17 protein-coding genes are annotated in these 12,565 nt (G+C 60.0%); 13 read left to right on the top strand and 4 right to left on the bottom strand.

The genetic code is table 11. The annotated features are described in order from the left end of the window. The first annotated feature begins 36 nt into the window (after positions 1-36). Positions 37-276: an alpha/beta-type small acid-soluble spore protein gene (locus tag EDD75_RS08260; RefSeq protein ID WP_123930929.1), complete on the top strand. Its 240-nt coding sequence runs from the start codon at positions 37-39 to the stop codon at positions 274-276. A gap of 110 nt (positions 277-386) precedes the next feature. On the opposite strand, the gene gpr is transcribed toward EDD75_RS08260, so the two are convergent. After that, on the bottom strand, positions 387-1,346 hold the full coding sequence (gpr, locus tag EDD75_RS08265) for a GPR endopeptidase (RefSeq protein ID WP_123930933.1): 960 nt from the start codon (positions 1,344-1,346) through the stop codon (positions 387-389). 142 nt (positions 1,347-1,488) lie between these two features. Here gpr and rsmD point away from each other — a divergent pair, with 142 nt between their 5' ends. The 3 genes from rsmD to EDD75_RS08280 all read left to right on the top strand — a co-directional run bounded on the left by rsmD (position 1,489) and on the right by EDD75_RS08280 (position 3,093). Next, positions 1,489-2,055 (top strand): 16S rRNA (guanine(966)-N(2))-methyltransferase RsmD, encoded by a 567-nt coding sequence (rsmD, locus tag EDD75_RS08270; protein ID WP_123930936.1) that lies wholly within the window; start codon positions 1,489-1,491, stop codon positions 2,053-2,055. Continuing rightward, entirely contained in the window at positions 2,052-2,561 is a 510-nt protein-coding gene (gene coaD / locus EDD75_RS08275) for a pantetheine-phosphate adenylyltransferase (protein WP_123930939.1), read from the top strand. The genes rsmD and coaD overlap by 4 nt, the downstream gene beginning before the upstream one ends. A gap of 82 nt (positions 2,562-2,643) precedes the next feature. Then, positions 2,644-3,093: an SPFH domain-containing protein gene (locus EDD75_RS08280; RefSeq protein WP_123930943.1), complete on the top strand. Its 450-nt coding sequence runs from the start codon at positions 2,644-2,646 to the stop codon at positions 3,091-3,093. A gap of 4 nt (positions 3,094-3,097) precedes the next feature. On the opposite strand, the gene EDD75_RS08285 is transcribed toward EDD75_RS08280, so the two are convergent. Further along, positions 3,098-4,777: an ABC1 kinase family protein gene (locus EDD75_RS08285; protein ID WP_123930946.1), complete on the bottom strand. Its 1,680-nt coding sequence runs from the start codon at positions 4,775-4,777 to the stop codon at positions 3,098-3,100. 115 nt (positions 4,778-4,892) lie between these two features. Continuing rightward, positions 4,893-5,189: a hypothetical protein gene (locus tag EDD75_RS08290; protein WP_123930948.1), complete on the bottom strand. Its 297-nt coding sequence runs from the start codon at positions 5,187-5,189 to the stop codon at positions 4,893-4,895. Positions 5,190-5,553: 364 nt separating this feature from the next. On the opposite strand from EDD75_RS08290, the gene EDD75_RS08295 reads away from it, so the two are divergent. Genes EDD75_RS08295 through EDD75_RS08305 form a run of 4 tightly spaced genes read left to right on the top strand, consistent with a single transcriptional unit; the run spans position 5,554 to position 7,457 of the window. Further along, the gene (locus EDD75_RS08295) at positions 5,554-6,468 is read left to right on the top strand and encodes a UbiA family prenyltransferase (protein ID WP_123930950.1); all 915 of its coding nucleotides are present in this window, start codon (positions 5,554-5,556) and stop codon (positions 6,466-6,468) included. Continuing rightward, positions 6,450-6,596, top strand: a complete 147-nt coding sequence (locus EDD75_RS11230; RefSeq protein WP_170157777.1) for a hypothetical protein — start codon at positions 6,450-6,452, stop codon at positions 6,594-6,596. The genes EDD75_RS08295 and EDD75_RS11230 overlap by 19 nt, the downstream gene beginning before the upstream one ends. Continuing rightward, positions 6,581-6,883: a hypothetical protein gene (locus EDD75_RS08300; protein WP_123930952.1), complete on the top strand. Its 303-nt coding sequence runs from the start codon at positions 6,581-6,583 to the stop codon at positions 6,881-6,883. The genes EDD75_RS11230 and EDD75_RS08300 overlap by 16 nt, the downstream gene beginning before the upstream one ends. Next, complete coding sequence (locus EDD75_RS08305; protein WP_123930954.1) at positions 6,846-7,457, top strand: TetR/AcrR family transcriptional regulator; 612 nt, start codon at positions 6,846-6,848, stop codon at positions 7,455-7,457. Before EDD75_RS08300 ends, EDD75_RS08305 begins: the two co-directional genes overlap by 38 nt. A gap of 36 nt (positions 7,458-7,493) precedes the next feature. On the opposite strand, the gene EDD75_RS08310 is transcribed toward EDD75_RS08305, so the two are convergent. Next, a complete protein-coding gene (locus EDD75_RS08310) occupies positions 7,494-8,693 on the bottom strand; it encodes a nucleoside recognition domain-containing protein (RefSeq protein WP_123930956.1) in 1,200 nt (399 codons plus the stop codon). 115 nt (positions 8,694-8,808) lie between these two features. Here EDD75_RS08310 and EDD75_RS08315 point away from each other — a divergent pair, with 115 nt between their 5' ends. From EDD75_RS08315 to fabD, 5 genes are all read left to right on the top strand, one after another. After that, positions 8,809-9,306 (top strand): YceD family protein, encoded by a 498-nt coding sequence (locus EDD75_RS08315; RefSeq protein WP_123930959.1) that lies wholly within the window; start codon positions 8,809-8,811, stop codon positions 9,304-9,306. Between the two features lie 16 nt (positions 9,307-9,322). Beyond that, entirely contained in the window at positions 9,323-9,508 is a 186-nt protein-coding gene (gene rpmF, locus EDD75_RS08320; protein WP_123930962.1) for a 50S ribosomal protein L32, read from the top strand. A 101-nt stretch (positions 9,509-9,609) separates the two neighbouring features. Beyond that, positions 9,610-10,623 (top strand): phosphate acyltransferase PlsX, encoded by a 1,014-nt coding sequence (gene plsX / locus EDD75_RS08325; RefSeq protein WP_123930965.1) that lies wholly within the window; start codon positions 9,610-9,612, stop codon positions 10,621-10,623. Further along, a complete protein-coding gene (locus EDD75_RS08330; protein WP_123930968.1) occupies positions 10,616-11,608 on the top strand; it encodes a beta-ketoacyl-ACP synthase III in 993 nt (330 codons plus the stop codon). Before plsX ends, EDD75_RS08330 begins: the two co-directional genes overlap by 8 nt. Positions 11,609-11,620: 12 nt before the next feature. After that, complete coding sequence (gene fabD, locus EDD75_RS08335) at positions 11,621-12,565, top strand: ACP S-malonyltransferase (RefSeq protein ID WP_123930971.1); 945 nt, start codon at positions 11,621-11,623, stop codon at positions 12,563-12,565.

A 12,565-nucleotide genomic window follows, 5' to 3' on the forward strand; every position in this document is an offset into this window, starting at 1 on the left:
AAATAAAGACAGAAAAAATCAAGGAGGTGAAGTCAAGTGGCGCAAGGACAGCGGACGAACCGGGTGCTGGTGCCCGAGGCCCGGGTGGCGCTCGACCAGATGAAGTGGGAGATTGCCCGCGAAGTCGGCATTAACCTCCCGCCCGGCAGCTACCTCGGCGACGTTCCCTCGCGGCAGAACGGGGCCATCGGGGGACACATGGTCCGGCGGATGATCATGGCCTATGAGCAGAATCTCGCGGCAAACGTTGGTGCCACTGGTGCCGCGCGGCTCTAAAATAGCTCCTCCAGGCGGACCGGTTCAACGGGCTTGGGCTGGTCCGCCTAAAATTTTTCTGCCGCGCGAATCTGCCCCGCGCTTGGCAAGGATCGCCTGGCCCCCCGCCTTTATCCGAGGTAGAGGCTGAACTCTTCCGCCGGGATTCCGGGATGGAGGGCCGTAGCGATACCGCCCGCGATAATTTTCGCAGTGTTTTGTATTAGGCTGTCAATCTCCTTTGGCGTGACCATCAACCGCCCGCCAAATGGTGCCAGCAGAGTATCGACCACGTTTTGGACCAACTCCGGGTGGAGAAACTTGTACACCCGCTGCAGGTTCGGGTTCTTGTTGAGTTCCTGCCACAGCTTTTCCATCGCGTCGCTCGCGATGAAGGCAGCGTGGACGACGGTAGGGACACCGATAGCGATGACGGGGACGCCCATCGTTTCGTAATTGATACCCGTACGGTCGTTCCCGATCCCCGAGCCCGGGCTGATACCGGTATCGGCGAGCTGAATACTGGTGGTTATCCTTTCGACGTTCCGTGCGGCTAACGCGTCCACGGTGATGATTAAGGCCGGCCGGATCTTTTCTACCACGCCCCGGATGATTTCTGCGGTTTCAATGCCGGTGATACCGAGGACGCCGGGGGCGATGGCGCTCACCTCCCGCATTCCCCCGCGGAGTTCTTGCGGTGCGTAACGGTGCAGGTGCCTGGTAACCAGGGTGTAATCAATTGTCCGTGGACCTAAGGCGTCGGGCGTGGCGTGCCAGTTCCCGAGCCCCACGACCAGGACGCTTGCTGTTTCGGGAAGGTTTAGGTTTTGCAACAAGAGTCGGAGTTTCTGGGCCAGGAGTTCGACGATTGGCTTGTGGGCCCGGCGGTTGTTATCCCGGAGGGCTGGCGCTTCGATGGTGATATAGGTGCCCCGGGGTTTCTGCATTATCCTTTCGGCTTCTGCGGTTTCCACGCGAACGGTGGTGACGGTGGCGTAAGGGAGGGTTTCCCGTTCTACGGTGACCCCCGGGATCTCTGTGCCGGTGCGCGCGCGAGCCAGTTCGTGGGCTTCAACCGCCAGATCGAGCACCCTGTTGCCTCCTTAAAATATCTGGCATTTATGATTTCCTGCCGGGGGATTGCTTATGCAAAAAAAACTGCCTTTTGCCTGGGCCTGTGTTATAATTAAGCTAAATTTACCGCGTCACAACAAATTTTAGAGGCGACAGAGGATGCGGGTGATTGCCGGCACGGCCAAGCGGCGCCGGTTGCTTGTGCCCCCAGGGCGGAGTATTCGGCCCACTGCGGACCGGGTACGGGAGGCGCTTTTCAACATCCTGGCGGTGCGGATTCCCGGGGCGCGGTTTCTGGATCTCTTTGCCGGGACGGGAAGCGTCGGCATTGAGGCTCTGAGCCGTGGTGCGGCGCGGGTCGTTTTTGTTGAACGCAACGAGCGGGCGGCAAACCTTATCCGCGAGAACCTGAGGCGGACGGGGTTGGCAGGTACGAGGGCGGTTGTCTATCCTCAGGATGCTCTGGCCGCACTCAACATTCTTGCCCGGAAGGGTGAGCGCTTCGACCTGATCTACATCGACCCGCCCTACCGGAAGGGCTACGAGTTGAAGGCGCTAGCGCAGATCGCCGGTAAAGGTCTTCTTGCACCGGGTGGTTTGGCCATCGCGGAAAGCGACTGGCGGGATGGGTTGCCGGAAGAAATCGGCTCGCTTAGCTTATGGCGGCGCGAGCGGTACGGCGATACCCTTCTTTCTTTTTATGCTTGCGAGGAGGAAGGCAGTTGAAAATTGCGGTTTATCCGGGGAGTTTTGACCCGGTGACCAATGGTCACCTGGACATCATCGTCCGGGCCCGCGCTCTTTTCGATCGCGTGATTGTTGCTGTAGCGGAAAATCCCCACAAGAAACCTCTGTTTCCGGTGACCGAGCGGGTAGAGATGCTCCGCAGCGTGCTGGCCGGTTTTCCTGACGTAAAGGTTGACGCTTATAGTGGACTCACCGTCTTCTATGCCAGAAAACAGGGTGCCTGCGCCATAATCAGGGGCTTACGGGCGATTTCTGATTTCGAGAACGAATTCGTGATGGCCCTTACCAACAAGAAGTTAGCCCCCGAGATCGAAACGCTTTTTCTGATGACCGAAGCGAAGTACTCTTTCATTAGTTCAAGCGCGGTGAAGGAGGTGGCCTTTTACGGCGGTTGCCTGAAGGATATGGTGCCGCCGCTGGTGGAAGCTGCTTTACGGGCCAAGTTTAGCGGTTCCCGGGAAAATGAGGGTGATTTCTCCGCGTAGAGGAAGAGGTTTCGGGGCGAACGTGGTAGGAAGCGGCGCATGTTCGGGTAGAGCTCCGACGTTATTTTTGAGGAGGGATAGGGTGGAACTGCTGTCGGTAATTAATGAACTCGAAGAACTGGTCGAGTCGAGTAGCCGGGTCCCGCTCACGCGGAAGGTGTTGATTGACGAGGAAAAGATCCTCGACATCCTGGACCGCATCCGCACCATCCTCCCGGATGATGTCCGCAAGGCGAAGTGGGTGGTTCAGGAACGCGAGAAGGTGATTGAGGAAGCGCGTAAAGAGGCCGAGCGGATCATCGAGGAGGCGCGCCGGGAAGCCGAGAAAAGGGCGGAGGAGAACGAGGTTGTCCGCCAGGCGAAGGAGATGGCAGAGCAGATTCTGGGTAAGGCGGAACAGGTGGCGCGGGAGATGAAATTAGGCGCGCGGGAATACGCGGATGAGATTTTGGCCAGGCTCGAAGAGCGCCTTAACCGGATTACCAAGGAGATTCAGCAGGGCCGGGCGGAGCTGAAGGGAATGAATAAGTAGCGTTTCAGAACGGCCGGGAGCGCAGGATGGAGAAGACCAGGGCGGCGCTGAGCGCTATCCCCGCAACGAAGCCGGCCTTCGCGAGCGGTAAGCCCCACAAGGTATGGTGTCCGGAACTTAAGAGGAAAGCAGAACCGACAATCAGGGAAGCGAGAAGGATAGCGAATACCAGGCGGTTAACCATGGCGTTGAGGCGGCGCATGACGCGGTCCGTATCCGGGTTTACCGCCTTTATTTTCAGTTCGCCGCCGGCAGCCAGCTCCAAAATCCGGTCCACTCGGTCGGGGAGGCGGGTAAGCAGCCGGTGGTACTCTTCAAGGTATGCCAACACCATCCTTCGAAGCGCTGGTGGCCGCAGGCGGCGGGCCGCCAGGCGCCGGGCCAGCGGGCGGGCGAGTTCCACGATGCTGAGTTCCGGGTCGAGCCGGGCGATCACTCCCTCGGCGGTAACCAGGGATTTAATTAGCAGCGAGAGCTGGGTCGGTATCCGGATCTGGTGCTTGAAGGCCACGGCTAGTATGTCCCGCATTGATTCGGCGAGACTGATCTGGCTTAAAGGGATTTCGTAATACTTTTGGCGCAGACCGTCAATATCCCGGCGTAGCGCGCTCCGGTCTGCGTGCGGCGGCACTGCTCCCAAGCTCTCCACGGCGCGCATCACCTGGGGAGTGCTCCGCCGGACGAGCCCCAGAACCAGGTCCCCGATTTTCTCCTGCAGCTCTTCGTCTATTGCCCCCACGATCCCGAAATCCATAAAGAGCACCCGGTTATCGGGCAGGGCGGCCAGATTACCCGGATGGGGATCGCCGTGGAAGAAGCCGTGCAAGAAAATCTGTTTCAACAGCGCGTTGGCGAGGCGGCGGGCCACCAGCCGCCGGTCTATCCCTTGACGCACGAGTTCGTCGGGGTTGGTTAACTTGATTCCCGCCACTTCTTCCATTACCAGCACTTTCCGGGTGGTCCAGTCCCAGTATACGGCCGGGAAGTAGACGGTGGGGTCGTCGCTGAAGTGGCGGCGGAAGGTTTCCGCGTGGCGTCCTTCCACCGTGAAGTCCACTTCTTCCCGCAAGATTTTTTCAAACTCGGCCACCATTTCCTCTAAGGAGTAAAGTTCGCGCCACGGTCCGTGCCGGTCCAGGAACCTGGCCACGTCGTGGAGGATCTCCAGGTCCGTCGTAAGAATCTTCTCTATCCCCGGCCGCTGCACCTTGACCACCACCGGGGTGCCGTCGCGTAAAGTGGCCCGGTGGACTTGGCCGATGGAGGCAGCGGCCACAGGAGCGGTTTCGAAGGTGGCGAAGATTTCTTCCAGGGGAAGGCCGAGTTCCGTGCGGATGTGTTCCCGCACCTGGGCGAAAGGAAAGGGAGGCACCTGGTCCTGAAGCTTTTCAAGTTCGGCGATATAGTCGGGCGGAAGGAGGTCGCCGCGGGTAGAGAGGACCTGCCCTAGTTTGATGAAGGTGGGGCCCAGTTCTTCGAGGACGAGACGGAGCCGCACAGGGGGTGAGAGCTTCTCTTTCACCTGCGCGGCTTCTGGTGGAGTTTTCCGGCGGCGCCGGGAATCTATGAATTCGGATAGGCCGAGTTCGTACACCAGGTAACTAAAACCGTGCCGTACGAGCACGTTGGCTATTCCCCGGTAGCGGGAAAAATGTTTGTAGCGCTTGCGCAGGTAAAAGTGCATGGAGCGCTTCTCCCAGAGGGCGAATCTTCCTCGTTTATTCTATCACGGTGGCGGCGCGGAAATTTTAAAAGCTAAAGCGCTGTGCGCCTAAAAGGGCCTGTGAGGAAGAAAAGCCTCACTTTTGGGCGAGCTGTTCTTCCAGGCGCGCAATCCGTTCCTTCAGTTCCTCAAGTTCCTCCCTGGTGACTAAAGACAGCGCTTCCTTCAAGTTGGTTTTCTGGCACAGGCGGCACAGGAACTCGGCCTTTTTCTGCTCTCCCTTAGCGGCCAGCTCCCGGAAGAGGTGGCGCGCTTCTTCGCGCTTCGTTTCTCCTTTTTGGGCAAGCTCGCGGATCATGTTGTCGGTTCTTTCTGTGATTACCGCCAGCGCACCGATACCCGCCAGGGCTAATCTTTCAACGACTGCAAACACTTGCTCCTCCCTCCATTCATTTAAGAATAAGGCGCGTCGGGTTACCGCGACGATTTTTCACCAATAAGTATAACATGCGCCTGCTGCCGAAGGCTATAGCTCCCCTGGGTATGCCCCTGTTGTTTGCTACGGTTCAAGGGTGGGTCCACCAGCGTTCGGCAAAATTGTTGACCTTCCGCTTCTACTGCTGTTCCTGCTGTATCTTGGTGCCCCGGCGGGGTTGACATTTTGGGCAGGGGTTGATAAGCTTTTTCTTGGTTCTTGAACTCATACGTTCAAAGATTATACTTAACGGTCAACACTCCGACCCTAGACTGTTATGACCGGCCGCAAAGGGAAGTATTTTAGGAGGGATTATTAAAATTTGCACCCGGGCAAATTGAAAAAGCTCGCTTTATACCTGCTGCTGCCCCGTCCGGGAGCGATCACCGGCGGCGCGATCTACTTTTGGGGTGGCGTTGCCTACGGGGTAGCGCTGGACCGCCACTTTTCGATAGCTGACATAGCCGTTGCCTGGTTAGGAATCGAGTTTTTGATCAATCAGGCCAAATACTGGCTTAACGACTATAAAGACGTTGGGTGTGACCGGCTCCACCCGCGGAAAAGTGAGCGGGCTTCGGTGGGCGGGTATTTTCCGGTAAAGTGGTTGCCCCTCTTGGCCGCGCTGCGGATGATCGCGGGGATCGTTTTTTTGCTTTGGTGCCGGCCCCAGGTACTGCCCTTCGCGCTGCTTTTGCCGGCAATCCAGCTCTTGTACGACAGCGTTAAAAGGGTCCCGCTGCTTAACGCCGGGGTGGCGGCCACCGGTTCCCTCGTCAGGTTTGCTGCGGGTTACGCCGCCGTAACGGGGGTATGGCCGCTTTTCTTTCCCTGCCTGCTTGTATACTGCCAGCGCCTGGCCGTCTACGTTGCCGCCTACAGCGCAGAGGGGCGCTACCTCTTGCGGTACGGTAAAACGCCCGGTAAAGAGTACACATTCTTCTACGCGCGCCGCCCTCACCTTGAAAAACTGGCGCTGGCGCTATTCCTCGGGCTACTCGTCTTTGCGCTTGAGCGGCACGTTCCCGGTGGAATCGTTGTTACCGGGATCGTAATCGCTCTTCTGGGCGTGCTTTACTACCGGATCAACGGGCCGGGGGATAGGATTTACTGGGAGGGCTGGAAGGTCCTCTGGACCATTTTAAGTTACGGGTTCAGGCAGTTGTCTGCACAGTGGTGGCTAAAGTGGTGCCGGAAATTTCTCTCCCGGAGGAAGCTCCTGTGCCCCAGAGATGGTTGATTCTCGCCGCCGTTGTCGCCGGGTTGGCCCTCGACCTTCTCGACATCACCGTGGTGAATGTGGCCATCCCCCACCTGATGGCCGAGTTCGGCACTGACATTGACACCGTCCAGTGGCGGAAAGGCTGACCTATGACTACCCGCTGCTTTCCGAGCTTGTGGCGCGGCTGCGGTGGGCGCTTGCGGGAACCGGTGATTCTTCCGCTACGTGGGCGGTGGTTGCCGCGCAGCTTCATTTGCGGGCGGCCGTATGCGCCCTCGACGACGCCTTTAACCCGGCGGTAATCTTTGGTATTCTTGCGGTTTTAGGGGTCACCGTGTTATGCTGTTGTCGAAAAATGAGAACGGGGGTAGCGAGAAAACGGGAGGTCTCTTCTCATGATGCGCACTCGCCGCAAACGTTTGCCCATCTTTGATGCTGCCGTGGCCGTCTTTTCCGAGAAAGGATTTGCCAGGGCCACGATGGAAGAGGTCGCTCGGCGTGCCGGGATTGCCAAAGGCACTCTTTATAATAACTACCGGAGCAAAAAGGAGCTCTTTCTTTCGCTCATCGAGGAGGGCATCGAAAGGCTGGAAAGCGCCGTCAGGCGCGAGGTGGCGCGCCGGGAGGATATTCCCGGCAAACTTGAGGCCTTGATTGGCGCGCAGCTCAGTTTCTTTGAGGAGTACCGGGACTACTGCAAGCTTCTTTTGAGCGAGGTCTGGGGGCTGGGCACCAGGTGGGAGGAGCAGGTAGAGCGGCTGCGTTCGGGTTACATCCGCATCATCAAGGACCTGATCGAAAAGGGGCAGGCGGAGGGTGTGATCCGCAAGAACCTGGAGGTTGATGCGGCGGCCACGGCGGTATTCGGTGCCGTAGCGGTGGCTGCACTCAACGCCTTCGTCTTTGAGACGCGGTACCGTTACGAGAGCATCCTGCAGACGCTTAAAGAGCTGCTGCTCACGGGACTCCGGGAACGGGGTGCGGGAGTCGCGGCGCCTGAGAGATGAATCTTACTTGGGAGAGCGGCTGAACTCGCTGCCGGCTTATTTCTTGCGCGCGCGGCGGTTCATGCAGCTGCCGGTGATGGCGGTCAGCAAGCCCAGCGCTAAAAGCCCCAGATTTGCCCCGAAGCAGGTAAGCGTGGCGCCGGCCAGGGTGGCGGTGAAGGAGGGTGCTGCCGCGGGGAGGGCGGCTGCCGCGGCTTGGGAGAGGCGCGGCGCGAAGAAGGGAAACGAGACGTACGTCAGGGCGCAGGCGTAAAGCGCCTGAAGGAAACGTCCCAGAAGGAAGAGGCCGCCCGGGACCTTCGCTGCTGCGAGGAAGCTCAAGGCTTGCATCACCACGGAGAGGCCACCCCAACTCAGGATCGCTTCGGTGAGCATCAGCTTCTGGCTCAGGGGCGCGGCGGCGGCAGCGGCGGTTTTGGCTCCCAGGGTGATCTCGAAGAAGCCGGCACCGACCGCTGGCCAGAGCTCCTCCGGCACGCCGATTTTTTGCAGGAGGCTGCCTAAGGCCTGCATGAGCGCCCGGAGCAGCGGCACCTCGCTGCAAAGTTGCAGGATGACGGCGAAGATGCAGATGAAGCCCGCGATGGTGAAAAGGTTATTGATAGCGTGACGCACGGCGTCACCTGCAAGCTGACCGACGTTGCGGGCATCGCTGCGCTGGGTTGCCGCGAGTGCCTCCACCGCCCGCTGCCAGGCAGCAACGGGGCGGGAGGCGGGGGCGCGGGCGCGGGCGAGAAGGCCGAGGGTGAGGCCGGTAAGGATGTTGCTGGCGTAATGAATTCCGGCCAGGAAAGGGCCGAGCTGCGGGTTACGGTACATGCCGACCGCTACCGCAACGAGGATGAAGAGGGGGCTGGCGTTGTTGGCAAAAGCGGCCAGCCTGGCGGCGTCTACGGCGGAAAGGAGTCCTTCCGTCTTCAGGCGGGCGGCAACGGCGGCGCCCATCGGGTAGCCAGAGGTGAAACCGACGGTAATGGCGAAAGCGGCGGCGCCGGGGAGGCGGAAGACCTTCTGCGTCAGCGGTTCAAGGAGCGCCCCTAAGAAGTGGACGACGCCGAGGGCAAGGAAGAGTTCGGTGACGATGAAAAAGGGTAGGAGCGCGGGAAAGACGATCCCCCACCAAACGGCGAGTCCCTTCGCTGCGCCCCGGTAAATGGCGGCCGGGTAGGTGATCATTAGCAGGAGAAGGAGGACTATGGTTATTGCCAGGACGGTCTTGGGTGTGTGGGGGCGCAAGAGTTTCACCTCCCCAATCTTTTATGCGCGCAGCAAGAAGATGATGCCTTCGACCGCTTTTACTTGACAGTGGTTTAGGTGGCCGGTATAATCAGGATTTGATTGGGGTGGGCAATTGTTTACAGTTAGCGTAGCCAAGCTTAAGCAGGCGCCGGCAGAAGAGCGCCGGTACGAGCTTACAGGCACGATCCGGTCGCTCCCGGGCGGAGCGGCGGAACCGATACCGGTCGTTTCCCCGGTTGTGCTGGTGCTCACAATCACCAATGCCGGTGACTTTTTGTGGGCGGTGGGTGAGTCGAGGACCACGGTGCGCCTGGCGTGCAGCCGGTGCCTTAAGGAATTTGCCGTAGAGCTCGCGGGACGGATCGAGGAAAAGTACCGCTTACACGGGGCGGCGGGTCCCGAAGAAGAAATTCCGCTGGCCGCGGACGACCTCGATTTCACTGATCAGGTTATTGAAAGCCTCCTCCTGGCTTTGCCGATGAAGCCGCTCTGCCGGGAGGATTGCCGGGGGCTTTGCCCCCGTTGCGGGAAGGACCTTAATGAGGGCGCATGCGGGTGTCCGGCGGGCGAGGGAGATCCGCGCCTGGCGGTATTGAAGAAGTTGTTATAGTTAGGAGGTAGCGGGAATGGGAGTACCAAAAAGGAGAGTCTCTAAGCAGCGCAAGCGTTTGCGCCGGGCGCAGTTGAAGATTGCGGCGCCGGGGTTGGTTGTCTGCCCGCACTGCAGGGCGCTGAAACGGCCCCACGCTGTCTGTCCGACCTGCGGCCAGTACAAAGGGCGGAAGGTTTTGGCCCAAGAAGAGGCAAAGTAACTGCCCGGTTGGTGGGGTTTTGGCTTTGATGCGCCAGGACCCTATTTTTTAGCTCTTGGTCACAGACTTTTAAGCGCCGCTCCGGCAAGGAGGGTCTTTGGTTGCGGGTAGCGGTTGATGCGATGGGGGGCGATTACGCCCCAGCCGAAGTGGTGGCAGGGGCGGTGCAAGCGGCTGCCGCTTACGGGATCGAAGTGCTGCTTGTTGGCGATAAGCTTCGCCTCGAACCCTTATTGGGGCCAAAAGAAATTAACCGGGTGCAGATCGTGCCTGCCACCGAGGTCATTGCGATGGCCGAACACCCTGTCCAGGCTGTCCGGCGCAAGAAGGATTCCTCCATTGTCCGGGCGGTGCAACTGGTCAAAGAGGGACAGGCCGACGCGATGGTTTCTGCCGGCAACACCGGCGCGGTGATGGCGGCCGCGCTTTTTGGGCTTGGGCGGATTGAAGGTGTGGACCGGCCGGCCTTAATGACCTTGATGCCTAACCCGCAGGGCTACACGGTGCTGCTTGACGTGGGGGCGAATGTGGACGTGAAAGCCCAGCACCTCGTCCAGTTCGCCATTATGGGTGCGGCCTACGCGACGACCGTCCTGAAAATTAAAGCCCCGCGGGTGGGGATTCTGAGCATCGGTGAGGAGGAAACCAAAGGGAACGAGCTCACGCTGAGCGCCCTTCCTCTTCTCAAGCAGGAGCGTTTAAACTTTATCGGTAACGTTGAGGGGCGGGATGTCTTCAACGGCAGGGCGGACGTGGTGGTGTGCGACGGTTTTGTGGGTAACGTTCTCTTGAAAGCTGGTGAGGGGCTGGCCCAGGCGCTTGAGGTGATGGTCCGGCGCGAGGTTGCTCACAACTTGCCGGCGAAGGTGGCTCTCGGAATGGTTCTTTTTTTGTTGCGTGGACTGCGGCGTCGTCTGGATTATGCGGAGTACGGCGGTGCTCCCCTCCTCGGGGTGAACGGCGTTGTGGTGGTAGCGCACGGGAGCTCGCGGGCCAGAGCGATCAAAAACGCCATCCGGGTGGCGGTTGAAGCGGTACGCAGCGGGCTCGTCCAAACGATCGGCGCAGGTCTTGCGGGGCGAAGTGCAGGGGGAGTTAGAACGGTTAATGGGTAAAGATGGGCTGACCGCCGGGATAACCGGTCTTGGCGTTTACGTCCCGGAACGCGTGCTGACGAATTTCGACCTGGAACGGATGGTCGAGACGAGTGACGCCTGGATCCAGGAAAGAACAGGGATCAGGGAAAGGCGGATCGCGGCTCCGGAGGAGAACACTTCCGATCTTGCCGCCAACGCCGCGAAGGGTGCGCTGGCAGCGGCGGGTTTGCGTCCTGAAGAGGTCGAGTTGCTGATCGTGGCTACGGCCACGCCGGACATGCTCTTTCCGGCTACCGCCTGTCTGGTACAGGACCGCCTGGGGGCAAAGCAGGCGGCGGCCTTCGATCTGGAGGCCGGGTGCAGCGGCTTTGTTTACGGGCTAGCGGTGGCGGCGCAATTTATCAATGCGGGGTGTTACCGCAACGTGCTGGTGATCGGCGCCGATACCCTATCCAGGGTGACCAACTGGAAGGACCGGACCACCTGTGTCCTTTTCGGTGACGGGGCCGGGGCGGCGGTGGTGCAGCCGGTCGCACCCCCGCGCGGGATACTCTCGCTTTACCTGCGGGCGGATGGTTCCGGGAGCGAGCTTCTTAAATTACCGGCAGGCGGGGCGCGTCTGCCCGCCTCTCCGGAAACGGTGCAGGCCGGTCTCCATTACCTGCACATGAACGGCCGGGAGGTTTTTAAGTTCGCCGTTCGCTCTATGGAAGAGGCGTCGCTCGAGGCGCTGCGGCGAGCGGGCCTTGAGCCAGAAGAACTTGGTTGCTTCATTCCGCACCAGGCGAACGTTCGGATTATCGACGCCGTTGCTAAACGGCTCAATCTCCCGCCCGAAAAGATTTTTGTGAATGTGGATCGCTACGGTAACACATCGGCAGCTTCCATCCCTATCGCGCTTTACGAGGCGGTTAAAAGCGGCAAGGTGAAGCCTGGGACGGCCGTGCTTCTTGTTGCTTTCGGGGCGGGTTTGACCTGGGGTGGAGTGGTATTGCGCTACTGAGGGGGCCCGAGAATGAAGATCGCCTTCGTCTTCCCGGGACAGGGTTCGCAGTATGTGGGCATGGGCCGGGATTTTTACGGGCGTTATGCCGAAGCGCAGGAGGTTTTTGCCCAGGCCGATGCGGTTCTTGGCTTCTCATTAAGCACCCTCTGCTTTGAGGGGCCTAAAGAAGAGCTGCAAAAAACGGTAAATACGCAGCCGGCGGTGCTGACGGCGAGCATTGCGGCGCTTGCGGTGTTGCGAGCGCATGGAGTCGGGACCGACGTCGCTGCCGGTCACAGCTTGGGTGAGTACGCGGCGCTTGTCGCCGCCGGGGCCCTCGATTTCGCCGCTGCGGTGCGCCTGACACGGCGGCGCGGGCAGTTGATGCAGGAAGCGGTACCCCTCGGGAGTGGCGGTATGGTGGCGGTTTTGGGTCTCGACCGGGAGCGCATCGGGGAGGTGGTCCGCGCCGCGCGGGCCAAAGGGGTTGTCGAAGCCGCAAACTACAACTGTCCCGGGCAAGTTGTGCTTGCCGGCGAGATGCCTGCGCTCGAGGAGGCGGTGCGGCTCGCCAAAGAGGCGGGAGCGAAGAAAAGCGTTATTCTGCCGGTGAGCGGTCCCTTCCATTCGTCACTCATGCGGCGGGCAAGTGAGCTCTTTGCCCTTGAGTTGGAGAAGGTTCAGGTGAAGAAACTGGCCTTTCCGGTAGTGGCCAACGTCAGCGGGGATTATATCAGTACCGCGGCGGAGGTGAGGAGCGCCCTGATCCGGCAGATTTACAGCCCTGTGCTCTGGGAGGAGAGCATCCGGCGGCTGGTAGCGGATGGGGTGGGGGTCTTCGTAGAGGTGGGTCCCGGGAAGGTGTTGTCCACGCTTATTAAGCGGATAGCGCCCGGGGTTAACTGCTGTAACGTCGAGGATCAGGCCTCGCTTGAGGCTACCCTTACCTTTTTACGGAAGGCGGGTTTGTTATAA

Source organism: Thermodesulfitimonas autotrophica, from assembly GCF_003815015.1.
GTDB classification, from domain to species: domain Bacteria; phylum Bacillota; class Desulfotomaculia; order Desulfotomaculales; family Ammonificaceae; genus Thermodesulfitimonas; species Thermodesulfitimonas autotrophica.

Coding starts and splice junctions, on each gene's coding strand:
- rsmD (WP_123930936.1), top strand. CDS start 1,489: ATGCGGGTGATTGCCGGCACGGCCAAGCGGCGCCGGTTGCTTGTGCCC.
- EDD75_RS08285 (WP_123930946.1), bottom strand. CDS start 4,777: ATGCACTTTTACCTGCGCAAGCGCTACAAACATTTTTCCCGCTACCGG.
- EDD75_RS08305 (WP_123930954.1), top strand. CDS start 6,846: ATGATGCGCACTCGCCGCAAACGTTTGCCCATCTTTGATGCTGCCGTG.
- rpmF (WP_123930962.1), top strand. CDS start 9,323: ATGGGAGTACCAAAAAGGAGAGTCTCTAAGCAGCGCAAGCGTTTGCGC.
- EDD75_RS08330 (WP_123930968.1), top strand. CDS start 10,616: ATGGGTAAAGATGGGCTGACCGCCGGGATAACCGGTCTTGGCGTTTAC.
- fabD (WP_123930971.1), top strand. CDS start 11,621: ATGAAGATCGCCTTCGTCTTCCCGGGACAGGGTTCGCAGTATGTGGGC.